The sequence below is a fragment of the uncultured Granulicatella sp. genome, from assembly GCF_963521425.1.
Taxonomy (GTDB): Bacteria; Bacillota; Bacilli; order Lactobacillales; family Aerococcaceae; genus Granulicatella.
In genome coordinates this window covers 1-25,841 of the sequence record NZ_CAUQUN010000004.1, presented here as the reverse complement: position 1 = coordinate 25,841, position 25,841 = coordinate 1, and the positions used below count along the sequence as shown (strand labels likewise).

Genomic DNA, 25,841 nt, shown 5'->3' with positions numbered 1-25,841 from the left:
TCATGAGTGAAGAATACATTGTAGGAGAAGTTTTAGCGACATTTTTTGAAAATCCGCAAAATTTTTACAAAGTATTATTAATTCGAGTGCAAGAAAGTAGTGTTCAACTAGACTCAGATGAGATTGTTGTGACGGGAATTATTGGCACCATTCATGATAATTCCCCCTATCGTTTTAATGGGAAAATCGTTTCTCATCCAAAATATGGGCAACAGTTTTCCGTCTTAAGTTATCAACAACATCAACCTACTGGGAAAAAAGGTCTCATTGCTTATTTTTCTAGTGGACGGTTTCCAGGAATTGGAGAAAAAACCGCTGAAAAAATTGTGGATTGCTTAGGTGAAAATGCGATTGAGCAAATTATTCAAGACGAGGATTGTTTAAAAAATGTACCAGGATTATCGACAAAGAAATGCGAGAGTATTCGTAGCATTATTATCGAAAATCAAGGAACAGAACGTATTTTATTTGAGTTAACCAATATGGGCTTTACTCCATTAATGGCTCAAAAAATTATGGTTCTCTATAAAGAGAAAACAATGGAAATCGTTAAAGAAGATCCATATGTCTTATTGCAATCTATTGAAGGACTTGGTTTTAGAAGAATTGATGCGATCGCTCAAAAATTAGAAATAGCACCAGATAATTTATACCGTATTAAAGGTGCTGTTTATGTAGTAGTAAGAGATTTATCTTATCAAGAAGGGCATACGTATTTAATCGATAAAGAAGTTGTTCTTGCAGCTCAAAAATTATTGGAGCAAACTCGCTCATTTTTAATTGAACCGGATCAAATCGTGAATGCCTTAAATGAATTAATCCGAGAAGGAATCATTATTTCTGAAGAAAATCATTTATCATTAGCTTCTTTATATTATGCGGAAATTGGAATTGTCAATGCGATTCATCATCGTTTGGAAGTTTCTAAGAAATCTCTGTATTCAGATGAAGAAATTGAAGAAGCCATCCAGCATGTTCAAAAGAAATTTGGCATTATTTATGATGATTCTCAAAAACAAGCACTTATTAAAATTATGCAAGAATCTTTGTTTATTTTAACAGGGGGACCTGGAACAGGGAAAACAACGATTATTAATGGTGTTGTAGAAATGTATCGTTATTTAGAAGAGATTGATTTAGATTCTGATGCCATTCAATTAGCAGCTCCAACAGGAAGAGCTGCGAAACGGATGAATGAATTAACAGGAATATCTGCTTCTACGATTCATCGAATGTTAGGAATTTCTGCAGAAGAAAATTCTGAATTAGAACAGGATGATTATGATGAAAGTCGTTCATTATATTGTGACTTTTTAATTATTGATGAGATGTCGATGGTCGATACTTGGCTCATGAATCGTCTGCTTCGTGCAACTCCCGGGAAAACAAAGATTTTATTTGTAGGGGATAAAAATCAATTACCATCTGTTGGACCAGGTCAAGTATTAACGGATTTTCTATTATCAAATAAAATTCCTTCGATTGAATTAACTCAAATTCATCGACAAAAAGATTCTTCAAGTATTGTCACATTAGCGCACTCCATTAAAGATGGGCATTTACCGATGGATTTTACTCAAAATCAACCAGATCGTACCTTTATTCCATGCCGTTCAACTCAAATTTTAGATGTGATTGAACAAATTGTGGTGAAAGCTATTAAAAAAGGATATCAGAAGAAAGATATTCAAGTACTTGCTCCAATGTATAAAGGAGAAGCTGGTATTCATGAAATTAATAAAATGATGCAAAATATTTTAAATCCAAAAATCGGAAATTCTGTTCGAGAAATTGAGTCATTTGACCGTGTATTCCGTGTAGGCGATAAAGTTTTGCAGTTAGTGAATGTAGCAGAGGAAAATATTTATAATGGAGACATTGGAGAAGTTACTGCGATTATATTTGCAAAAGAAAATGAAGATCAAGTTGATAAATTGTATGTTTCATTTGATAACGTAGAAGTGGAATATAAACGAAATGACTTTATTCAATTGACGCATGCTTATTGTTGTTCGATTCATAAATCTCAAGGTAGTGAATTCCAAATGGTTATTTTACCAATGGTAGGTCAATATCAGCGAATGTTAGAACGTAACTTATTGTATACAGCTGTAACAAGAAGTAAAAAATTCCTAATTATGTGTGGACAATATGAAGCGTTTCAAGAAGCAGCGAACCGTCAAAGTTCAAGACGTCAAACCTGCTTAAAAGATTTATTACAAGGAAATAGCTTTGATAGCTTATCCATTGAAGAAGAACATCAAACGAGACTTGAATCGAAACAGAAGACTGACGACAAGATTCAAGATACTACAGAAAAAGTTTCTCATACAACTATCAATAAAAGAGAGTACTCTGAAGAGAACCAACGAGAATTAAAAGTAGAAGAAACTGTTGAAGTATTTTCTGTACATTCTGAAATCGAAACTTTAAGAGAGAATAAACCGTTTATTTTAACAATGGATGCCATTCATTCTTACCGTATCGACCCAATGATTGGGATGGAAGATGTGACTCCATATGACTTTATGTCAAAATAATAAGGCGTTAAAACTTAACTTTGTAAAAAGATTATAGACTAATATAACAAACACTTATTTCACGTAATAACTATTGGTTATGTGTAACTGAAATAAGTGTTTTTTATAACAATTTTTATAAAAAATGAAGCGATAACCTAGTATTTTGTCTTTATATTGTATACAATAGTTTCGAGGTGAAAAATATGGAAAACCAAAAACATTTTTTAGTATCAGCAGATGCTGTACCTCCTGTGTTTTCTAAAGTACTAAAAGCAAAAGAATTATTAGCAACTAACCAAGCAAAGGACGTTACAGAAGCAGTGAAATTAGTAGGAATTTCACGCAGTGTGTATTATAAATATTATAGAAAAGTTCAAGGATTCTCGTCAGTGACTTATGGACGGAAAGCTTCGTTAAATATTCATATGAAAAATGAAAAAGGAACATTATCCAAAACATTAGATTTGTTTGCTAGTTATAATATGAATGTATTAACAATATTCCAAGGATTAGCAATCCATAGTGTAGCAATCGTTCAATTAATGTTAGACATTTCTGAATCAACAACTGATTTATCTGTGATTTTAAAACAATTAGAAAAAATGGATAATATTATTGGTGTTGAATTACAAAATGTAGAATAGGAAATAAAATGAAATTACAAACGAATAAAGGAAATCTCGAAGTAAAGGCCATTCTTTTTGATAAGGATGGCACTTTAACTAATATAGATAATTTGTGGATCGAGCCAACAGAAATGGTCATCCGTAAAATTTTAAAGCAACATATCAAAGAAGACTCACCGATAACGATTGAGCAAATGATAGAGTTATTAGGGATTGTTCGAGGAGAGATTGTTCCAAATAGTGTCATTGCTTCAGGTACAGTTGAAGATATGTTAGACGAGATTGGAAAATATTTCCCAATTGATAAAATAGCTTTATATGATGAAGTATTACAGGATTTCAGAAAGTATTTATTAGCACATCCAGATATGATTGTTCCAATTGGTGATGTAGCTTTTTTAATTTCTGAATTAAAAAATAAAGGAATCCAAGTTGGAGTTGTCACAAATGATAGTTATATTCTTACAAAAACAATTTTTGAAATCTTAAAGGTTTGGCATTTATTTGATTATGTAGCTACTCCAGATGATTATGCAGCTAAACCGGTTGCAGATTCCCTCATTGGTGCGAGTCAGCAATTAGGAGTACCATTGAATGAAATTTTTTATGTTGGAGATTCTTATTTAGATATGGATTATGCCAAACATTGTGGTGGAGGAATTGCTGTTTTATCAAGCGGGAGTGATGTTCAAATCATGAAAGAACAATCTGTGTTAGTGTTAGATTCTGTAGAACAATTACTAGATTTTCTAATAGGAGAGTGAATATGTACGAAACAAATCATACAAGTGAACGTTTGAAATTATTATTTAAAATTTTAATTCCAGTCTTAATTTATCAATTAGCGAACTTTTCGGCTCAATTCATTGATACGGTTATGACGGGACAATATCATGAAATGCACTTAGCAGGTGTTTCCATAGCAGGAAGTTTATATAATCCATTTTTTACATTGTTAAATGGGATTGTAGCAGCACTTATTCCAATTGTAGGGCAATTACTTGGAAAGAAAGATAAAGAAGGAATTCAAAAAATTGTATTCCAATTTATGTATATTGGAATTTTATTAGCGATTATTTTATTTTGTATTGGCTTAATTGGATTGAATCCAGCATTAAATCAAATGCATTTAGAAACTGAAGTATCTAGGATTGCAAGAGAATATTTATTACTCTTATCGATTGGATTTATTCCATTTTTACTATTTAGTGTGATTCGCTCTTTCATTGATGCATTAGGATTAACAAGAGTCTCTATGTTTTTAATGATTTTATTAGTTCCATTAAATATATTCTTCAATTATTCATTAATTTATGGAAAATTTGGACTTCCTGAATTAGGAGGTCCAGGGGCAGGTCTTGGGACAGCAATGGCTTATTGGGTGTTATTAATCGTGGCGATTGTTGTTCTTAAAAAACATCCAAAATTAAAAGCTTTTAATGTATTAAGTTTTGAAAAACCTCATTTACTATTGTGGAAAGAGCCTTTTGCATTAGGTTTGCCAATTGGATTTAATGTTTTTGGGGAAGTAGCGATTTTTGCACTGGTTGGTTTATTAATGGCAAAATTTGGTTCACAAGTTATTGCATCGCACCAAGCTGCTATGAATTTTTCTTATTTAGCATATGCTTTTCCAATGAGCATTTCTAACGCATTGACGATTATTGTATCGTATGAGATTGGACAGAAAAATCAAAAGTCTGCAAAAGAATATATTCGTTTAGGGATATCTACATCTGTCATCATTGCCTTTTTAACATTAGTGTGGTTATATTTCAATCGTCCAATGATTGCTGGACTATATGGAACTTCAGAAAGTTTTATTCAATTAACAATGGTGTTCTTATCCTATAGCTTATTATTCCAAATGTTTGATGCTATTGCAGCACCGATTCAAGGAATATTGCGTGGGTATAAAGATGCAAAAATGCCGTTTATTTTATGTTTATTAGGATTTTGGGTCATTGGTCTTCCAGTAGGGATTATGTTAGATTGGATGACAGATTTAGGACCGTATGCTTATTGGATCGCATTAATTGCAGGATTAATGTCAAACTGTTTCTTATTAATGTTGCGATTAAGAACTGTCCAAAAAAAATATGATAAAAGGGGATTAGTACATGGAAAATGAAACTATTGAAATAATGGATGTACCTGAAGTAATGAGTTTGAATAAACCGGAGTCACCTTTAAAACAGTCCATAAAAGATATATTTAAACATTTGTTAATTTATCTCGGTGTTTTTATAGGAATTATCTTAGTCTTTGTAGTAGCTAGTGAAATTGTAAAAATGATTAAACATCTTAGTCCAAGTTTTATGCCAGGTTTAACGGTTGAACAACTTCAAAATTTTACAGATTCTGGTTATATTGTTGCGGTCATTATTGGTATTACGATTTTTTATAAAACTCAAAAAATTAATTTTTTCGAGACCGTATTTTATCGTCAAAAGAAGATGACATTAGAATATTTTGCAGTGTTTGCAATCATACTATTTGGATGTCAGTTTATTTTTACGCAAAGTGCTAATTTATTTGAATTTTTCTTAAATCAAATTGGTTTAAGTACTAAAGGTGCAATTGAAGCTGCCACAAGTGGAGATGATTCCTTTATGTTAGTCATTTATGCAGCGTTTGTTGGGCCATTTGTAGAAGAATTATTAGTTCGAGGCGGTGTTGTTTATCGCTTAAAACATTATGGAAAAATTTTCAGTATATTATTATCAGCAGTAATCTTCGGATTATTTCATATGAACTTAATTCAAGGATTTTTTGCTTTCTTTGTCGGAATACTATTTGCCTATATTGCGCTTGAATATAGTTTTTTATGGGCAGTATTTTTCCATATTTTAAATAATTTTGGATTTAGTTTTTTAGTAGAAAGTGGATTACCTTTACTTTTAGGACCGGAATTAGCAGATACTGTTACAACTATGCTTTTAGTGATTACTGGTAGTGCATCAGTGATTTTCTTAATCCTTTATCGTAAAGAAATCATTTCATATATTAGAGCAAACAGAACTCCAAAAGGTACTTATCCTGTTGTCTTTACAACATTGAGATTTTGGATTTATGTTGTGATTTGTTTATTAGTTGGTTTATTAGGCTTACAACGATTATAAGATGGGAGAGATTCGATGAATACGATTTATTTAGAAGATTCAGTATATACAACTCTACAAAATCATCCTGAGGTAAAAGAGCTACTTATTGAATTAGGATTCACGCCTTTATCTCAACCACAAATGGTTCAAACAGTAGGAAGAATTACAAGCTTAAAAAAAGGTTCAAAAATTGCTAAAATCCCACTGGATACAATTATTCGTCAATTAGAATTGAATGGATATATTGTAAAAGAAAGTAGGGAGAGCAATGAGTAATGATGCGATGTCACCATTAGAACGTCAAGAAAAATTAAAAGAGTTAATGCTCCGATTACATCAAGGGGAAAAAGAAGAAGTTATTCAGGAAGAATTTAACAAACATTTTGATTCCGTTTCCCCTTATGAAATTCAAGTAATGGAACGAAACTTGATGCAAGAGGGAATTACTTATGAAGAAATTATGCGTCTTTGTAAAATTCATGCTTCATTAATGAGTGCAAAAGTAGAAGCTGGAGAAGGAATGCCTGATTTTGAAAAAGAAGGACATCCAGTAATGGTTCTAAAAAAGGAAAATTTAGCTCTCAGAGGAGCGCTTGACCGAATTGAACGTTTGTTACAGGCTTATGTATCTTCAAAAGATGAAGAACTATTAAAAGGACTAAAACGTCAAATTGGTTTACTCGATCAGTTTGAAAATCATTATTTAAGAAAAGAATATGCCCTATTTCCGATTATGGAATCAAAAGGAATTACAGCTCCGCCGAAAGTGATGTGGGGAGTTCATGATGAAATTAGAGAAATTTATAAAAATTTCAAACAAGCTTTTGATGAACAAGCAGATGATGTCATGGAACAGTTTCTAGTAGCTAAAGAAGAATTGCTAGAAATGATTTTTAAAGAGGAAAATATTTTGATTCCAATGGTTGCGCAAGCTTTTCATGTGGATGATTGGGAGAAAATGGCACAAGATACCCCACAATACGGCTATTGCATTGTCACTCCTGAAGCAGAATGGAAAGTAGAAAAGAAACCATCTACCATTCAGTCTAAAGAAGAAATTCAAGAAACAGGAGATATCCCATTATCGACTGGTTCCTTATCCTTAGAACAATTAGACTTATTATTAAATCTACTTCCAATGGAACTGTCATTTGTGGATAAGGATAATATTGTCAAATATTACAACGAAGGCAACGGAGAAGAAAAAATCTTCCAACGCACAAAGAGTGCGATTGGTCGAGATGTCATTAATTGTCATCCACCAAAAAGCCATGCCATTGTGACACAATTATTTGAACAATTACGATCTGGTCAAAAAGAAAAAGAAGAAATGTGGTTTAAAAAAGAAGATAAAATGATTCATGTCACGTATCATGCCGTACGAAATGCTCAAGGAGAGTATATGGGCGTGTTAGAATATGTTCAAAATATTGCACCATACGTGAAGAATTTTGAAAGTCAACCTCTTAAGCGAGAGTTGTCTTAAGGTTAAACTAACTTTTAGAATTAGTTATTGAAAAACAAACTTTTCTGCAACTAGAAACGCTGAACAGAACCTTCCGAATGATTCGGAAGGCTTTTTATTTTATACATTAACCTCTTATAGTTATTGAGATGAAAAACATTAAGTGTTTAGAAATTCATTTATAGATATATGAGAATAAATGTATAGTTTTATAAGAGAGTTATTTGTATGTTTTGCATAAAATTCTCTTTTCAAGTGATAGTGGCTATGTTACAATCGTGTTGTTTATAGAACATAAACTGTTTAAAATTTAATAGACAACAAAGGAGTTAAAAACACCATGTATTTAGAGATGTTTTTAGGTGCAGTTGCAGGTTTAAGTTTGTTCTTGTACGGAATGAAATTAATGGCAGATGGATTGCAAAAGTTTGCAGGAGATAAGCTAAAAAGTATCGTTCGTACGCTAACAAAAAATCGTTTGATGGCTGTTTTAGTTGGGATGTTCGTCACAATGGTGATTCAAAGTTCAAGTGCTACATCAGTAATGGTAGTCGGATTTGTGAATGCAAGTATTATGACGATTGAACAAGCAGTGGGAGTAATTTTTGGAGCCAATATTGGTACAACAATTACAGGCCAATTGGTTTCTTTTAATCTTTCCCAATGGGCACCTATTGCAATTGGTACAGGAATTTTAATGGGAGCAATTGTGAAGAATCCTAAGATGAAAGAATTAGCTGAAATCTTAATAGGGTTCGGAATTTTGTTCATCGGTATGAACTATTTAAAAGACGCTTTAGCGCCACTAAAAGATTTACCAGCCTTTACAGAATGGATTGTTAATTATGGACATAATCCACTATTTGGAGTAGCTCTTGGATTTATTATGACATTAGCTCTACAAAGTTCATCCGCAACGATTGGGGTATTAATTGCCTTAGCTTCACAAGGCGTTTTACCATTTGCTACAGCTCTTTATATTATCTTTGGAGACAATATCGGTACATGTACAACAGCGTTAATTAGTAGTTTAGGCACTTCAAGACGTGGAAAACAAGTCGCAGTAATTCATTTAAGTATTAATATTATTGGTACTATCTATTTCATGTTGTTTTTAACAGGAATTTTAACAAATATTGTTACTTCTATGAATGCTACTGATATAGCAAGACAAATTGCAAATGCTCATACTATTTTTAATATTGTGAACGTAATTGTATTATTCCCATTTGCAAATCTATTAGTGAAATTAGCGGACTTCATTATTCCAGAACCACAAGCTGAAACAATGGATGATGAAGAAAAACTAGTATCTTATTTAGATAAACGTATTTTAGTAACACCATCGATTGCGTTACAAAATACAATGTATGAATTTGCAGCGATGTCTCATGCTGCAGACAAAACTTTAACGTATGCGATTGATGCCATTCGCTTGCGTAGCCAAGAAAAAATCGAAAAAGCATTTGCCTCAGAACAAAAAGTGAATCAGTTCCAAAAAGCAATTATTGAGTATTTAGTAGAAATTTCTCAACAAAATGTTTCAATCAATGACCAAGAAACGATTGATGAATTATTTAGTACTGTAAATGATGTGGAACGTATAAGTGACCATGCAGAAAATATTGCGGATTTTGCAAAAGCTGTATTGGAACGTGATATTGTATTGGATGAAAAGACATTATCAGAATTAGAACATGTATTTGGTTTAGTTCAAAAAGGATTTGCAATGTCGATTGATACTTTATCGACTGGTAATATTGAAAAAGTTAAAGAAGTCATTACTATTGAGCGAGAAATTGACCGATTGAAAATTGAAATTCGTGATAAATATATGAAACGTATGAACAAGGGTATTGCGAGTGCCGATTCAGGTATTTTCGTCATGGATTTATTGAGTAACTTAGAACGTATTAGTGACCACTTTAGAAATATTGGTGAGACTGTTCAAAGATTAGGACGTCCAGTAGTCGTAACAGAATAAACTGATGAGAAGATGATGCCATTTTGGTGTCATCTTTTTTAGTGATTATTTGTTATTTATAGACAATTATAGTACAATCAGTAAGGATAAAAATGTTATAAAAGGAGAATTTCATGTTAAAAGTTTCAAACGTAAGTTTATTATTTTCAGATCGTAAATTATTTGATGAAGTAAATATTACATTCACACCTGGTAACTGTTACGGAGTTATTGGTGCAAATGGTGCGGGTAAATCTACATTTTTAAAAATCTTGTCTGGTGAATTACAACCAACAACAGGGGAAGTTATTTTAGATCCCCATGAACGTTTAACTGTCTTAAAACAAGATCACTTTGCTTTTGAAGATGAACGTGTTATTGATACTGTTATTATGGGGCATAAACAATTATTTGATATTATGAAAGAAAAAGATGCCATCTATATGAAAGAAGAATTTACAGAAGAAGATGGTATTCGCGCTGCAGAACTTGAAGGGGAGTTTGCAGAATTAAATGGTTGGGAAGCGGAAAGTGATGCTTCACAATTATTACAAGGTTTAGGAATTACAGAAGACTTACACTATAAATTAATGAGTGAATTAGTGGAAGCTGAAAAAGTAAAAGTATTATTAGCTCAGGCCTTATTTGGTAAACCAGATGTACTATTACTAGACGAGCCGACAAACGGTTTAGATGCTAAATCAATCGCATGGTTAGAAGAATTTTTAATTACTTTTGAAAATACGGTTATCGTTGTTTCCCATGACCGTCACTTCTTAAATAAAGTATGTACACATATGGCTGACGTTGACTTTGGTAAAATTAAATTATTCGTAGGGAACTATGATTTCTGGTTACATTCAAGTCAATTAGCTGCTAAATTAATGGCAGACCAAAATGCTAAAAAAGAAGAAAAAATTAAAGAATTACAAGAATTTATTGCTCGTTTCTCTGCGAACGCTTCTAAATCAAAACAAGCGACATCTCGTAAGAAAATGTTAGATAAAATTACATTAGACGATATTCAACCATCAAGCCGTAAATATCCATTCGTTGGATTTACTCCTGCAAGAGAAATCGGAAATGATTTATTAATGGTTGAAGGATTATCAAAAACTATTGATGGCGAAGTTATTTTTGAAAATGTAAGCTTCCAATTGAAAAAAGATGATAAAGTTGCTTTCTTAAGTCGTTCAGATATTGCGATTACAACATTATTCAAAATTTTAACAGGGGAAATGGAAGCAGATAGCGGTACATTCAAATGGGGAGTAACAACTAGTCAAGCTTACTTACCAAAAGATATGACGGAAGAATTCTCAAATCCACAATTAAATATTTTAGAATGGTTACGTCAATATGCACCGGTTGAAGAACAAGATAATACATTCTTACGTAGCTTCTTAGGTCGTATGTTATTCTCTGGAGACGATGTAATGAAACAAGTAACAGTTCTTTCAGGGGGAGAAAAAGTACGTTGTATGTTATCTAAATTAATGTTATCAAAAGCGAATGTCTTATTATTAGATGACCCAACAAACCATTTAGACTTAGAATCTATTACAGCATTAAATGATGGTTTAATTGCCTTCAAAGGTTCATTGTTATTCTCAAGTCATGACCATGAGTTTATTCAAACAACAGCAAACCGTATTATTGAAATTGGACCAAAAGGTGTAGTGGATCGTCTAGAATCAACATATGATGAATTCTTAGAAAATGACGAAGTTCAAGCACGTGTAGATGCTTTATATCAATAAGATTGACTTTAATTTGCTATAGGAGAGAAGTGCTATGAAAAAAATTTATTTTGCCAGTCCATTATTTTCAGAAATGGAATTAGCTTTTAACGAAAGTTTTGTTAAACGAATTCGAGAAGAATATCCGCAATTGGAAGTTTACCTTCCTCAAGAACAAATGGCGATTAATGATAAAAATTCTTTTGCAGATTCAACGATGATTGCTAGATATGATACAGATGCTTTGCTAGATGCTGACTTAGTGATTGCCATTTTAGATGGTGCGATTATTGATGCAGGTGTTGCTAGTGAGATTGGAATTGCGTATCAAGCTGGTATTCCAATTTTGGCTTTATATAGTGATAGTCGTCAATATGGGGCTGAAAATGCAGAAAAATTAGTAGCCTTACAAGAAGTTGCTGAATCTCAATTCCCATATGCAAATTTATATACAGTAGGTCTCATTAAATTAAGAGGGGAAGTATTCTCAAGCACGCAAGAATTATTAGAAGCTTTACCTGCTTATATTATGGCTTAAATTCTAAAAACGTAACAACAATGTAATAAGGTTGTTACGTTTTTTTTATATGTAAATTGTATAATGAAGAATACGATGGAGAAAGTGTGGTGTATTGTACTGGATAAACGATTAAGAAAAAGTTTCATTTTTAGTGGATTAGTATGTCTATTAATGACTAGTTATCCAATGTCCATTCATGCGCAGGAAATTTCTCAAGAATCGATTCAACAATTAGAACAAGAAATTTCTCAAAAATTAAATGATGTTAATGAGAAATACCGACAAGTTGAAAGATTGAAACAGGACTTAGATGAATTGAAATCTAATCAGAAAGAATTAGAACTACAAATAAATGAACAACAAGATAAATTAGAAGAAAAAGAAACGGTCGTAAAAGAAAGAATGGTAGCTTTACAATCAAGTGGTGTGATTTATCAACGAGTTGTTCAACTGTTGCAAGCAACAAGTATTTCTGATTTCTTTCATCGATTAATTGTTATTCAAGAGTTATTCAAATCGGATATTTTAACGATTCAAAATTATCATAAAGATGTTCAAACATTAGTAAATTCGCAAAAGGAATTAAAAGATACTGAAGATACTTTATTAAAAAAACAAGATGATTTACAAACAGAATCTACACTTTATGCGAATAGCATTCAAGTGTTAAAACAAAATCTTGCGAAAAATAAAGAAGCATTGTTTGCGATACATGAACAGGAAAGTAAAGTTCAACAATTAAGTGAAAATACTGAACCAACGACGCACCATGCTTCTGAGGAAAAGAAAACAGATGCAGTAGTTCAGGAAACAAAACAAGTTCATGCAACTGAAGTCAAAGCTTCAACTGTTGAAAAAAATATTGAATCTAAAGGAAGTGCTGAGACTTCTACTAAGGCTCAGACAGTTTCAAATGAAGTAAAATCTACATCGAGCGGCAAAGAATTTGCAGCAGAAGCAACTGCCTATTCTTATAAAGAAGCAGGCCTAAGTTATTATACTGCGATGGGAATTGATTTAAGATCGAATCCTAATGTGATTGCAGTAGATCCTACTCAAATTCCTTTAGGAACTTTAGTAGAAGTTCCAGGGTATGGAATTGCGATTGCTGGTGATACAGGTGGAGATATTAAAGGAAATCGAATTGATGTACATTATCCTGAAGTACAACAAGCAATGGATTTTGGAAGAAGAAAAATTACGATAAAAGTGATGAATTAAGAAGAATTTCAGATTTAATCTGGAATTCTTTTTTGTTAACATACGTTTTATTAAAAAATATAATTTTGATGTGATGATTTGTTAACATTAATTTAAAAACTCTTTGATAAACTTGTAACAGAATTTACAAAAATAAGGTGAAAAGGGAGTAACAAATGTGAACCTATTAGAAGAAATACAAAACTATTGGAATCATCGTTATACAGGATATTCCAAAGTAAATCAAAAAGAATTAGAAGGAATTCAAAGAGAAAGATGGAAAGAACAATTGAAACGATTGTTACCAGCTAATCAAGATCTTAGAGTATTAGATATAGGAACAGGGCCTGGATTTTTTTCTATTATTTTAGAAGAATTAGGTTATACAACTATAACAGCTATTGATGTTTCCAATAAAATGCTAGAAGTTGCCAAAGAGAATATTCAACAATATGGCAAAGAACATTCAAGTATACAACTCATTCAAATGGATGCTCAAAAGTTAGAGTTTGACTCAGAAAGTTTTGATATCATTGTTAGTCGAAATTTAACTTGGAATTTAGAAAAACCTCAACAAGCTTATTCAGAATGGTTAAGAGTTTTGAAACCCAATGGAGCTTTATTTATTTTTGATGCGAATTGGTATGCATTTCTTCAGAATGAAACATTAGAAAAAGAATTTGAAGCAAAACGGAAAAAAGCTATAGAAGAAAAGTTAGAAGATTATTGGCAAGGCGAAGGTGTTGATGAGAAAAAAATGGATTGGATTGTTCAACAATTGCCTTTAACTTATCAACAAAGACCTCAATGGGATATGGAGTATTTTTCCTCACTGGAAGGTATTTCAGTAGAAACAGAAGAAAACTTTGGAGATTTAGTGTGGGATTATGAAGAACAATTAAATTATGGTGCAACACCAATGTTTTGTATCAAAGTCGTAAAGGGAGATGTATGATGACAGTGGAACAAACTATACATGAACGAGTTGAAAATTATTGGACAAATCGAAGTTCTTCTTTTTTAGAACAACGAACAAGAGAATTTCATAGTCCATTAAAGAATAGATGGATTACAGAATTTAAAAAATATTTACCACAAGAAAAATCATTAAAAATTTTAGATATTGGTTGTGGAACAGGATTTTTTACAGGAATTTTAAGTCAAATGGGACATGAAGTTATTGGAATTGACTTAACAAAGGAAATGATTCATTTAGCGACTGTTTTTGCTAAACAGGAAAAGTTTGATGCGCAATTTTTAGTCATGGATGCTCAGAATCTAGCATTTGCTGATGAAAGTTTTGATATTGTCATTGCAAGAAATGTTACTTGGACATTACCAGATGTTCCGAGAGCTTATCGTGAATGGCTTCGAGTGTTGAAAAAAGGTGGAAACCTTATTAATATTGATGGAAATTACGGTGCTACGAGTATGACGGATACGAGTCATTTACCACAGCATCATGCACATCATCATTTAAGTCAAGATACTTTAACAGAATGCGAAATGATTCAAAGAAGCTTATCTATTTCTAGTGAAGTACGACCTCAATGGGATGTGCAATATTTATTAAATCAAGAAGTGGACTCTCTGCAAATTGATCGATCGATTAGCCAAAGGATTTATTTGGAAAAAGATGAATTTTATAATCCAACACCTTTATTCTTACTATGTGCTAAAAAGTAAGGAGTGGAAGTAAATGTTTAAAGTAATGAAGAGACTTTTAAGCGTATTTATACTTTTTATTGGCATTTCATTTTTTGTATTTTTACTCATTCATATAGCACCTAGTGATCCAGCTTCTGTCAAAATGTCAGCAGGAACAGGGAGAGTTTCAACTGAGGCACTTGCGCTCATGCGTGAGGAAATGGGATTGAATCAACCTTTACTTGTACAATATGGAAATTGGCTCTTTAGATTTCTTCAAGGAGATTTTGGAAAGAGTTTAATGTCAGATATTCCAACTGAGAAATTATTGATTCCAGCAGCTATAAATACGATTCAATTGGCAGTCATAACATTAGTGATTTCATTAGGAATCTCGATTCCCTTGTCTATATTTTTTGTACGATGTCAAAACCGGATTTTAAAATCAATCTTTCAATTGATTTTATTTTTCAAAATGTCATTACCGTCTTTCGTGATTGGTTATTTCTTAATGTATGTATTTAGTGTTCAATTAAAATGGGTTCCATTACTAGCTAAACAAGGTGGTAGTGGATTAATATTACCGATTATTACGATTGTTATTCCCATGAGTGCAAAATTTATTCAACAATTTTCAGCGTTGTTAGAACATGAATTACAACAGGAATATGTTAAAGTGCTTTATTACCGTGGAATGGAAGAATCAAAAATCTTTCAACGGCATTTATTGAAAAATATCTTTCCTACGATGATAACCATTATTTTATTATCGTTTGGTTCCTTAATGGCTGGTGTCGTTGTAGTAGAAACTATTTTTTATTGGCCAGGAATTGGGAAGTTATTAATGGATAGTATTAGTTCAAGAGATTATCCACTCGTACAAATGATTGTAGTTTGTATTAGCTTTTTATATTTAGTGCTCACTCAAATTTCCGATGGATTACAAAATAGGACAGATACCCGTATAAAAGGCGGTGAGTTGTCATGATAGATATAAGAAAATGGAGAATTGGAACGATTGTTTTAGTAGTTGCATTACTATTGTGGAGTACATTATTTTTAAACTACGAAACAATGAATGCCAATGAATTGTTAAGTCCACCAAATTCTAACCATTGGTTTGGTACGGATGATTTTGGTCGAGATGTTTTTATTCGAGTGATAGTAGGAGCTAGATATTCTATTGGAGCTTCTCTATTAATTGTAGCATTATCATATTTAGGAGGCATGCTATTAGGAGGATTAGCAGGGATTTTTGGTGGTTGGATCGACAGAATAGTAACGAGTATGGTAGATATTTTATTAGCCATTCCTAGTTTACTAATAGCTATTACGGTAGCTGGAGTATTAGGTGGAGGGTTAAGAAATGGAGTTATTGCTCTTGTTATTAGTTATTTACCGTATTATGCCAAATTAACAAGAGGAGAAATTCGTAAAATCAAAGTTCGAGAATATGTGACCGTAATGTATATGCAAGGAGCTCCATTATGGTATCGGATGATGACGATTTTTAAAAATATTCAACGACCATTAGTGACGTATATGCTCGTCAATATTTCAAGTACTATTTTAAGTTTAGCAACATTATCTTTTTTAGGGATCGGTGTAAAAGTTCCTCAACCAGAATGGGGAGCAATGTTAAATGAGGGAAGATTATCATTTGAACAAGCGCCATGGTTAATGATTGCACCAGGACTTGCGATTACGATAACGATTATTATTTTTAACAGAATTCATTATTGGATTCTACAGAAGAAAGGGAGAAATTTATGAAATTAAGAAATTTATTTTTAACAGTCGCAACAGCAGTATTAGTTGGATGTGCACCTGTACAACCAACATCACAACAACAAGAAAGTAACCAAAATTCAACGTTTAAAATTGGGTATTCTCAATTTACAGCAGGAATTGACCCAGCAAAAGATTGGGAAGGCTGGTATACGATTCGTTTTGGAATTGGTGAAACATTATTCCGTTTAACAAAGGACTTTGATGTAGAACCATGGTTAGCATCCTCTTATAAGAAGATTGATGATCAAACATGGGAAATTCATTTAAAGGAAAATATCACTTTTTCTAATGGAAATCCTGTTAATAGTGATGCAGTTATTGCTAGCCTTCAAAGAGTAGGAGAAAATCATAAATCAGGAAAAATTTTTAAAACAGCTACTTATACAGCTAATGATTCTCTCACTTTTACAGTTCATACTGAAAAACCAAGTCCTCAATTTATTCATGAATTAGTGGATGCTAAAACAGCTATTATAGATGTAACAAGTACTGATAAAATTATAGGAACAGGTCCTTATGAAGTGACTGAATTTAAACCAAATGATTCTATTTCATTAATGGCTTCCACTCATTATTGGGATGGTAATGCATCGATTAAAGAAGTTCATTATCAATTAATTCCAGATCAAAAAACATTGGAATTAGCGATTAAATCAAAAGAAGTTGATGGTGGATTAGATTTAAATAATGATGTGGCAGATTCATTAATGAAAGATTCTTCAGTTCAAGTGTATAATCAACCAAGTACGAGAACGTACCATTTAGAATTGAATAAAGCAAGATTACAAGATAAAAAAGTTCGTCAAGCGATTTTACATGCGATTAATAAACAAGAATTAACACAAGATTTCTTAAAAGGTCATGTAACACCTGCAGATGGAGCCTTTTTAGATTCAAGTATTTATTCAAGTGGTACATTTGCTAATAAACAATACCAACCAGAAATGACGACAAAATTATTAGAAGAAGCCGGCTATAAAGCTAAAAATGCAGATGGTATTTTGCTGAATGCACAAAATGAACCGTTACAAATTGTTCTAAAAACATATAAGAGATTAGCTAATGAAAAAATTGCTACGGCACTACAACAACAATTGAAACAAGTGGGAATTGATTTAAAAATTGATATTCAAGAAAAAGTCGATGGATTAAATCAATTAGATTATGACATCGCATTAGCTTCAGCATTAACATTACCAACGGGAGATCCTCATTACTTCCTAAATGCAACTTTATCTAGTGAAGGAGCCTTGAATTATGTAAAAAATTCAGACCAATGGTTAGATGAAAAAATTTCTACCTTAGGTCATGAAGTAGATGCTGATAAAACACGTAGTGAAGTGGCAGAAATTCAAGACTATGCAAGAGAAGAAGCAGTTGTAGATTACATTGGATTTGTCAACTTACATGGGGCGATGAACAATTATATTCACAATTTTGAACTTTCTCCATCTGATTTCTATCATATTACGAATAAATTGGTAAAAGATTAATGAAACAGACAATTTTTAAAGTCAAACAATTAAATGCTTCATATGGACAGGAAGTAGTCCTTAAAAATTTAGACTTTTCAATTAAAGAAGGGGAAGTCATCGGGATTATTGGTGAGTCTGGGATTGGAAAATCGACTTTTTTAGAATGTTTACTTGGAAATGTTCATCAAAAGGTAATGATGAATGCAAGTGAAATGAAGTTTTTAGAAGAAAACTGGCTGACATTATCTAGTAAACAGAGAAGAGAATATTTAAGGCAGGATATTGGCATCATTTTTCAAAATGGACAACACAGTTTAGATCCTTTATTTACAATTGGACAACAGTTGGAAGAATTAATATTACAAGAAAATCCACAAAAAATTGTGGGAATTCTGAAAATGGTTCAATTAGAAGAAAAAGTATTACAATTATATCCTCATGAATTATCTGGAGGAATGTTACAAAGAGTGATGATTGCAATGGCGTTTATCAATCAGCCGAAATTAATCATTGCTGATGAACCTTTTAGTGCTTTAGATGTTCCATTGCAAATGGAGATGATGCAATTAATTCTTAATCTTGCAAAGGAATATCACACCGCAACGATTATGGTGACGCATCAACGAGAGTTAGCATATCAATTTTGTACAAAAGTGTTAACTTTAGAAGAGGGCGAATTAGTAGTACAAAAGAATAAATCTCTTAAGAATTTCAATTTTAATCATTTATCTAATAAGAAAAAAGAAATATTCTTCCAATTGAAAAATGTAACAAATAATTATACAGTTGAGGATGTAATTCTTCAAAATCTTACACTTGATATTCCAAAATATGAAGTAACAGGAATCATCGGACATTCAGGAGCAGGGAAGACAACTCTTGCAAAGATTTTATCTGGCTTTATTCCATATGAAGGTAATATCAAAATTGAAGAAAAAGAATTAAGAGAAGTATTGACTCATGAAAAACAAAGCTATTACCGAAGAGTTCAATATTTATTCCAAAATAGTTTATTAGCTTTTAATCCGAATCAAACGATAGTGAAAAGCTTAGAAGAACCGTTAAAATTTATGCGAAAAATAAAAAAACGTCCAGAACGGATTCAAATGATACAGGATTTATTTATAAAACTAGAGTTAGAATTCGATTGGTTAGAAAAATATCCTCATCAATTATCTGGAGGACAATGTCAACGCTGTGCGATTGCAAGGGCTATTTTAGCACAACCAGAATGCTTAATTTGTGATGAAATAACAAGTTCACTAGATGATGCGAATCAGGAAAAAGTTATAAAAGTGTTACAAAAAGTTCAAGAAGAAACTAATATGACCATAGTATTGATTAGCCATAATCAGTCGTTGATTGAAGCGATTTGTTCAAATATTATTGTTTTAAATGAGGGTCAATTGATGGAGAATGTTATTACAGAAGACTAAGAACAATACAATTTGAGAATCCCTTACTAATAAGATAGTAGGGGATTTTTAGCTTTCCTAAGTATAAAAGATATTAAACGATTTTTATGAGATTATGATATAATATGGATATAGTTTTATATCTTTAGGAGGATGTTTGTGAAATTAAAAAAGGATTTTATTATTAGTCATTTTGTTTCCTTTGTTTTTACGATTTTAGTTTGGTTATCAATGACAACAAGTGTTCGAAAAGGCTTAGCACTTTATGATGCTAGTATTTTTGAATATTTTGGTTATGCTATGAATCATGGTCAAATGATGTATACTAATTTATTTGATCATAAAGGACCGTTTATTTTTATTTTTAATGCTTTAGGATACTTTATTGCCGGTCCTTTGGGGATAAAAGCTTTATATTTACTTAGTATTTATTTATTTTTTTATTGGACTTATCATATTTCACGATTATTTTCGAGTAAAACAATCTCTATATTGGTTAATGCTATCGTGTTCATTATTTTTGAGAATTTTTTTGAAGGTGGTTGGGGATTAGAAGGGTATGTTTTACCTTGTATTAGCTATTCTTTATTTGTCTTTTTAAACTATGCATTAACTAGTAAAATTAAACCGATTGAAGTCATTCTAAATGGTGTATTTTTTTCTATCGTATTTTTTACGAAAGCTAATATGGTAGGAATGTGGTTATTTTTCAGTTTATATATTACTTTATGTTTACTCTATCAGAAAAAGGTGAAAGAACTATTTCAATTAATAGGATTATTTTTAAGTGGCATTCTTCTAATTCTTGTACCATTATTCCTATATTTAATGATGAATGGTGCATTGACTGATATGTTTTATCAATCCTTTATTGTAAATATGATTTATTCGAAACAGCCGAGTGAGTATTCACTAAAGGAAGTAATTGAATGGTATTTATTACAAACAAATCAATTACAAATTAACCTATTAATAGTGTTATCTAGTTTACTAGCATTAAAAAAATATCATTGGAAAGTCATTGCTTATAATATATTAGTGATTTTTTGTATTGTGGTTGCATTAGTCTCTAAGAGAACATATTTCCATTATTTATTGGTACTTATTCCATTATATGTACCTTTTATCAGTATTTTTATGGATCATTTCAACAGTTATTTATCAAAATATGGACTTGTAATTTTACTAATTGGAATGAGTATCATTTATTATCATCCTTTAATGGAAATAAAAGATAATATATCCCATCATTATGAAGATTTGTCTGTTAATGAAAGAGAAGTAGCTAACTATATTCGTACTCATACAAATAAGGATGATAGAATATATTCTCATAGAATGAATGGGATTATTTATTTAGAAAGCGATCGATTATCTAGTACTAAATTCTTCTTTATTCCCTCGCTAAAGGATGAAACACCTTTAATGGATGATTTTAAAAATTCTATTCTAAACAATCCACCGAAATATATTGTTTTTGATTCGAGATGGGACTATCATAGATTAACAGATGAATTTATTAAAGAATATATAAAAGAATTCTATGATTTTGAAAAAGAAGTTGAAAGTATGAGTATTTATAAATTAAAGAATAATTAAGGAGTTTCAATGAAGAAAAAGCCAATCTTATATATAGTTATTCCATGTTTTAATGAAGAAAAAGTTTTACCTTTTACTAATGTAATTTTTAAAGATAAAATTCAAGAATTGGTAGAAAAAGAAATTATTTCGCAACAATCAAGAGTGATGTTTGTGAATGATGGAAGTACTGATGATACCTGGAGTTTAATAGAAGAATATTCAAAAAATGAATTTGTTGTTGGAATTAGCCAAAGTAGAAATCGTGGACACCAAAGTAGTATTCTAGCAGGGATTTTCGAGGCAAAAAAATATGCAGATGTAGTTATTACCATTGATGCAGATGGACAGGATGATATTCATTGTATAAATAAAATGCTAGAAGCTTATGAAAAAGGTTCTGATATTGTATATGGTGTAAGAGAAAATAGAGAAACAGATACTTTTTTTAAAAGATTTACAGCGGAAAGTTTTTATCGTTTAATGAATTTTTTTGGCGCAGAAATTATATTTAATCATGCAGATTATCGTTTGATGAGTAAACGATTTATTGAAGAATTAGGGAAATATAAAGAAGTAAACTTATTTTTAAGAGGAATTGTTCCTCTGGTTGGTTTTCAATATTCGATTGTAACTTATAAAAGAGAAGAGCGAATTGCCGGTGAGAGTCATTATCCACTTAACAAAATGGTTAAATTAGCAGTTGATGGTATTACAAGTTTATCTGTAAAACCTATACGTATGATTACTATTTTAGGAGTTTGTACATCATTCTTTAGTTTTCTACTAATTGTTTGGGTTTTATGGACTAAATTTACAGGAGAAAGTGTTGCAGGATGGGCTAGTACGTATGCTATTGTTAGCTTATTAGGTGGAGTTCAACTTATTAGTTTAGGAGTTATTGGAGAATATATAGGAAAAATTTATTTAGAAACTAAAAATAGACCAAGATATATTATTTCTAAAAGAACATATGAAGAAAATACTAATAGTGAAGACGATCATGGTTTATTGATTGAATAAAGTTTTATCATCAAAATTTAACATTTCTATTCACATTACTTGACAAAAAGTCAACTTTTTAGTAAATTAGTATCAATTTCATAGGAAATCCAATGAAGGAGCCAAGTAGATTCACAGCAATTAGAGAGAGAAATCGTGGCTGAAAGTTTCTCATAAGACTGAAAGAATCGAAAGACACTCTGGAGGAGAATAATGCAAAGTTATTCCGGCAAAAGAGCCGTTATTTAGTAGAGGAATAGAGGGTGACTCTATTCAAATTTAGGTGGTACCACGAAATTAATCGTCCTGACTCATTCATTTGAGTCAGGATTTTTTTTACATATTTTTTATACATAGAAAGTAGGGATAAAATGATTCAAAAACCAAAAGGAACAGCCGATTTATTACCAGAGGAAATAAAAATTTGGCATTACATTGAAGAAACAGCTCGCATTATTTTAGGCGATTATCAATTTGAAGAAATGCGTACACCAATGTTTGAAAGCTATGAATTATTTAGTAGAGGTGTGGGTGATACTTCGGATATCGTTTCTAAAGAAATGTATGATTTTTATGACAAGGGAGACCGTCATATTACATTACGTCCAGAAGGAACTGCAGCCATCGTTCGTGCGTATGTAGAAAATAAATTATTTGGACCAGAACATAAGAAACCTTATAAAGTTTATTACATGGCTCCAATGTTCCGTTATGAACGTCCACAATCAGGACGTTTAAGACAATTCCACCAATTAGGTGTGGAAGTATTTGGTTCAACAAATCCAGCAACAGATGTTGAGACAATTGCAATGGCATGGGATTTATTAAAAGAACTTGGCTTATCTAATATGCGTTTAGTGATTAATTCACTTGGAAAAACTGCAGACCGTATCGCATATCGTCAAGCTTTAATTAATTATTTAGAACCATTTACTGAAGAATTAAGTGAAGATTCTAAAAATCGTCTTCATAAAAATCCATTACGTGTATTAGATAGTAAAGATAAACGTGATATTGAAATCGTAAAAAATGCACCACGTATTTTAGAATTTTTATCAGATGAAGCACGTACTCACTTTGAAAAAGTGCAACAATATCTAACTGCCTTAGAAATTCCATTTGAAATTGATGAAACAATGGTTCGTGGATTAGATTATTATCAAGATACGATTTTTGAAATTATGACAGATTCAAAATCATTTGGTGCTAAAACAACGATTTGTGGTGGTGGACGTTATGATGGTCTTGTTCAAGAATTAGATGGTCCAGAAACACCAGGGTTTGGATTTGGATTAGGAATGGAAAGACTTGTGTTATTAATGAAAGATGAACAAGTAGAAATTCCTGACCTACAAGAATTAGATGCATATATTGTTGGTTTAGGAGAAGAAACAGAAGAAGAAGTATTAAAACTTTCTATCTCACTACGGCAACAAGGTTATTCTGTGGACCGTGATTTCTTCGGTAGAAAAGCAAAACCTCAATTTAAAAATGCTCAAAAATATGGAGCAAAAGTTGTGATTACTTTAGGAGAAGAAGAATTGGCAAGTCGTCAAGTTCCACTAAAAGTAATGAGCACTGGTAAAGAAGTAAAAGTTGACTTAGCAGATGTATATGAAGATTTTGATAGTCTATTCCGCCAAGCAACAATGGATACAACAGCAATCGATGAATATTTTGGAAAATAGAAAGTAGGGATTTGTATGAAAAAGAGATCAATTTACTGTGGATTAGTTACAGAAGAATTAGTAGGAAAAGAAATTACATTACATGGTTGGGTACAAAAACGTCGTGACCATGGTGGGGTTATTTTTATCGACTTACGTGACCGTGAAGGTGTGATGCAAGTTGTATTTAACCCACAACATAACCAAGCAGCTTTTGAAATTGCAGACACATTACGTCCTGAATACGTTATTGAAGTAACAGGTACTGTTGCTTTACGTGGTGAAGGATTAACAAATCCAAACTTAAAAACAGGTTCAATGGAATTAGAAGTTCACCATGTTGAATTATTAGCAAAAGCTAAAACTCCACCAATTTACATTGAAGATGATAAAGTAGCTTCAGACGAATTACGTATGAAATATCGTTATTTAGATATGCGTCGTAAACCTGTATTAGAAAACTTACGTTTACGTCATAAAACAACTCGTGCGATTCGTGAATATTTAGATACTGAAGGATTTATTGATGTAGAAACACCATACTTAGCAAAATCAACACCAGAAGGAGCTCGTGACTACTTAGTACCTTCTCGTGTACATGAAGGAAGTTTCTACGCATTACCACAATCACCTCAAACATTTAAACAATTATTAATGGGTGGGGGCTTAGATCGTTACTACCAAATCGTTCGTTGTTTCCGTGACGAAGATTTACGTGGAGACCGTCAACCTGAATTTACACAAGTCGATATTGAAACAAGCTTCTTATCAGCTGAAGAAATTCAAGAAATGATGGAAGGCTTATTGAAAAAAGTCATGAAAGATACATTAGGAGTAGAGGTAACAACTCCATTCCCTCGTTTATCATTTGCTGAAGCAATGAGCCGTTATGGTAATGATAAACCAGATACTCGTTTTGCATTAGAATTAATCGATGTGGCAGATATTGTGAAAGATTCTGATTTAAAAGTGTTCAGTACAGTTGTTGAAAACGGTGGACATGTAAAAGCCTTAAACTTAAAAGGATTAGCAGATGAATATTCACGTAAAGATGCAGATAGCTTAGCGCAATTTGTTGCTAAATATGGTGCAAAAGGATTAGCTTGGTTGAAAGTGGAAGAAGATGGTCTAAAAGGACCAATTGCTAAATTCTTAGTAAACCAAGAAACAGCATTAAGAGAACGTTTAGATGCAGAAGTTGGAGATATTATTTTCTTCTGTGCGGATAAACCAAGTGTTGTTGCTCAATCATTATCTGAATTACGTTTACATTTTGGTAGAAAACATGAATTAATTGATCAATCTAAATTCAACTTCTTATGGGTTGTTGATTGGCCATTATTAGAATATGATGAAGATGCAAATCGTTATGTAGCAATGCACCATCCATTTACTCGTCCAGTGAATGAAGATTTTAATGCGTTATTAGAAGATCCAGCAGCAGCTAAAGCTCAAGCCTATGATATTGTATTAAATGGATATGAATTAGGCGGAGGTTCATTAAGAATTTATAGAAGAGATATGCAAGAAGCAATGTTTAATGTATTAGGATTCACAAAAGAATCTGCACAAGAACAATTTGGATTCTTAATGGATGCATTAGATTATGGATTCCCACCACATGGAGGAATTGCATTAGGATTAGACCGTTTAGTTATGTTATTAGCTGGAGAAGACAACATCCGTGAAGTGATTGCATTCCCTAAAAACGGTTCAGCAATGGATACTATGACACAAGCACCAAGTCCAGTATCTGAACAACAATTACAAGAATTATCATTAAAAATTCGCTAAAATCAATGAACAATGGAGAAGTCGTCAATGAAGGCTTCTCCTCTGTTCTTCATAGAGAAAAAAGGAACGAATACTAATGAAAAATAGCAAAGGTGTTGTGTTTAAAAGACAACAAGAAATTTTGAAATTATTACAGGAACATAGGCAATTATCTGTGGAAGAATTATCTGCCAGATTAGAAGTTTCTGAAATTACAATCCGTAGAGATTTACAACGTTTTGAAGATCAAGGACTGATTGAACGTTTTTATGGTGGAGCAAAATATATTTCAGGTAAAATTGAAAAAGAAAATATTGAACAAAAACAATACAATTCCACTAAAAAAAATATTGC

Annotated in this window: 22 protein-coding genes and 1 other annotated feature; all 22 genes read left to right on the top strand. The window is 31.8% G+C overall.

What is annotated here, in order from left to right:
* The first annotated feature begins 2 nt into the window (after nt 1-2).
* Nucleotides 3-2,540: an ATP-dependent RecD-like DNA helicase gene (locus RWO76_RS01880; protein ID WP_314353938.1), complete on the top strand. Its 2,538-nt coding sequence runs from the start codon at nt 3-5 to the stop codon at nt 2,538-2,540.
* Nucleotides 2,541-2,725: 185 nt separating this feature from the next.
* Nucleotides 2,726-3,166: an ACT domain-containing protein gene (locus RWO76_RS01875; RefSeq protein ID WP_314353937.1), complete on the top strand. Its 441-nt coding sequence runs from the start codon at nt 2,726-2,728 to the stop codon at nt 3,164-3,166.
* 8 nt (nt 3,167-3,174) lie between these two features.
* On the top strand, nt 3,175-3,912 hold the full coding sequence (locus RWO76_RS01870) for an HAD family hydrolase (protein WP_314353935.1): 738 nt from the start codon (nt 3,175-3,177) through the stop codon (nt 3,910-3,912).
* Nucleotides 3,913-3,914: 2 nt separating this feature from the next.
* The gene (locus RWO76_RS01865; protein WP_314353933.1) at nt 3,915-5,279 is read left to right on the top strand and encodes an MATE family efflux transporter; all 1,365 of its coding nucleotides are present in this window, start codon (nt 3,915-3,917) and stop codon (nt 5,277-5,279) included.
* Nucleotides 5,269-6,270: a CPBP family intramembrane glutamic endopeptidase gene (locus RWO76_RS01860; protein ID WP_314353931.1), complete on the top strand. Its 1,002-nt coding sequence runs from the start codon at nt 5,269-5,271 to the stop codon at nt 6,268-6,270. Before RWO76_RS01865 ends, RWO76_RS01860 begins: the two co-directional genes overlap by 11 nt.
* Nucleotides 6,271-6,285: 15 nt before the next feature.
* On the top strand, nt 6,286-6,528 hold the full coding sequence (locus RWO76_RS01855) for a DUF1858 domain-containing protein (protein ID WP_006702729.1): 243 nt from the start codon (nt 6,286-6,288) through the stop codon (nt 6,526-6,528).
* Entirely contained in the window at nt 6,521-7,738 is a 1,218-nt protein-coding gene (locus tag RWO76_RS01850) for a DUF438 domain-containing protein (RefSeq protein WP_314353930.1), read from the top strand. The genes RWO76_RS01855 and RWO76_RS01850 overlap by 8 nt, the downstream gene beginning before the upstream one ends.
* A gap of 319 nt (nt 7,739-8,057) precedes the next feature.
* A complete protein-coding gene (locus tag RWO76_RS01845; protein WP_314353928.1) occupies nt 8,058-9,701 on the top strand; it encodes a Na/Pi cotransporter family protein in 1,644 nt (547 codons plus the stop codon).
* Nucleotides 9,702-9,814: 113 nt separating this feature from the next.
* Nucleotides 9,815-11,440, top strand: coding sequence for an ATP-binding cassette domain-containing protein (locus tag RWO76_RS01840; RefSeq protein ID WP_314353927.1), 1,626 nt, complete (start codon nt 9,815-9,817; stop codon nt 11,438-11,440).
* A gap of 34 nt (nt 11,441-11,474) precedes the next feature.
* The gene (locus RWO76_RS01835) at nt 11,475-11,957 is read left to right on the top strand and encodes a nucleoside 2-deoxyribosyltransferase (RefSeq protein WP_006702719.1); all 483 of its coding nucleotides are present in this window, start codon (nt 11,475-11,477) and stop codon (nt 11,955-11,957) included.
* Between the two features lie 75 nt (nt 11,958-12,032).
* Nucleotides 12,033-13,160, top strand: a complete 1,128-nt coding sequence (locus tag RWO76_RS01830; RefSeq protein ID WP_314353925.1) for a 3D domain-containing protein — start codon at nt 12,033-12,035, stop codon at nt 13,158-13,160.
* A gap of 157 nt (nt 13,161-13,317) precedes the next feature.
* Complete coding sequence (locus RWO76_RS01825) at nt 13,318-14,094, top strand: class I SAM-dependent methyltransferase (protein ID WP_314353923.1); 777 nt, start codon at nt 13,318-13,320, stop codon at nt 14,092-14,094.
* Entirely contained in the window at nt 14,094-14,825 is a 732-nt protein-coding gene (locus RWO76_RS01820) for a class I SAM-dependent methyltransferase (RefSeq protein ID WP_314353922.1), read from the top strand. Before RWO76_RS01825 ends, RWO76_RS01820 begins: the two co-directional genes overlap by 1 nt.
* A gap of 13 nt (nt 14,826-14,838) precedes the next feature.
* A complete protein-coding gene (locus RWO76_RS01815) occupies nt 14,839-15,774 on the top strand; it encodes an ABC transporter permease (protein WP_314353920.1) in 936 nt (311 codons plus the stop codon).
* Nucleotides 15,771-16,559, top strand: coding sequence for an ABC transporter permease (locus RWO76_RS01810; protein ID WP_314353919.1), 789 nt, complete (start codon nt 15,771-15,773; stop codon nt 16,557-16,559). Before RWO76_RS01815 ends, RWO76_RS01810 begins: the two co-directional genes overlap by 4 nt.
* Nucleotides 16,556-18,070, top strand: a complete 1,515-nt coding sequence (locus RWO76_RS01805) for an ABC transporter substrate-binding protein (RefSeq protein WP_314353918.1) — start codon at nt 16,556-16,558, stop codon at nt 18,068-18,070. The genes RWO76_RS01810 and RWO76_RS01805 overlap by 4 nt, the downstream gene beginning before the upstream one ends.
* Nucleotides 18,070-19,488, top strand: a complete 1,419-nt coding sequence (locus tag RWO76_RS01800; protein WP_314353916.1) for an ATP-binding cassette domain-containing protein — start codon at nt 18,070-18,072, stop codon at nt 19,486-19,488. Before RWO76_RS01805 ends, RWO76_RS01800 begins: the two co-directional genes overlap by 1 nt.
* Before the next feature lie 138 nt (nt 19,489-19,626).
* Complete coding sequence (locus tag RWO76_RS01795) at nt 19,627-21,066, top strand: hypothetical protein (RefSeq protein ID WP_314353914.1); 1,440 nt, start codon at nt 19,627-19,629, stop codon at nt 21,064-21,066.
* A 9-nt stretch (nt 21,067-21,075) separates the two neighbouring features.
* On the top strand, nt 21,076-22,068 hold the full coding sequence (locus RWO76_RS01790; protein ID WP_314353913.1) for a glycosyltransferase family 2 protein: 993 nt from the start codon (nt 21,076-21,078) through the stop codon (nt 22,066-22,068).
* 83 nt (nt 22,069-22,151) lie between these two features.
* Nucleotides 22,152-22,359: a binding site (T-box leader), on the top strand.
* A 59-nt stretch (nt 22,360-22,418) separates the two neighbouring features.
* Nucleotides 22,419-23,735 (top strand): histidine--tRNA ligase, encoded by a 1,317-nt coding sequence (gene hisS / locus RWO76_RS01785; RefSeq protein WP_314353912.1) that lies wholly within the window; start codon nt 22,419-22,421, stop codon nt 23,733-23,735.
* Between the two features lie 15 nt (nt 23,736-23,750).
* Nucleotides 23,751-25,508: an aspartate--tRNA ligase gene (gene aspS / locus RWO76_RS01780; RefSeq protein ID WP_314353911.1), complete on the top strand. Its 1,758-nt coding sequence runs from the start codon at nt 23,751-23,753 to the stop codon at nt 25,506-25,508.
* 76 nt (nt 25,509-25,584) lie between these two features.
* A partial coding sequence (locus RWO76_RS01775; RefSeq protein WP_314353909.1) for a DeoR family transcriptional regulator occupies nt 25,585-25,841 on the top strand: 257 nt, incomplete at its 3' end.